The 232-nt window shown below is 50.4% G+C and carries 2 tRNA genes; both read right to left on the reverse strand.

What is annotated here, in order from left to right:
* Positions 1-4: 4 nt before the first annotated feature.
* Positions 5-80 (reverse strand) — tRNA-Thr (locus L987_RS00375).
* A 12-nt stretch (positions 81-92) separates the two neighbouring features.
* Positions 93-165: transfer RNA gene (locus L987_RS00380), tRNA-Phe, on the reverse strand.
* Between the last annotated feature and the right edge of the window lie 67 nt (positions 166-232).

The following is a 232-nucleotide window of genomic DNA, read 5'->3' on the forward strand; positions in this document are numbered from 1 at the left end:
AAGATGGTGCCGGCCAGAGGACTTGAACCCCCAACCTACTGATTACAAGTCAGTTGCTCTACCAGTTGAGCTAGGCCGGCTTGCATTAAAAATGGTTCAGGACAGAATCGAACTGCCGACACATGGAGCTTCAATCCATTGCTCTACCAACTGAGCTACTGAACCATAATAAAAATGGCGGTCCCGATGGGATTCGAACCCACGATCTCCTGCGTGACAGGCAGGCGTGTTA

This window comes from Staphylococcus sp. ZWU0021, from assembly GCF_000798895.1.
Taxonomy (GTDB): domain Bacteria; phylum Bacillota; class Bacilli; order Staphylococcales; family Staphylococcaceae; genus Staphylococcus; species Staphylococcus saprophyticus.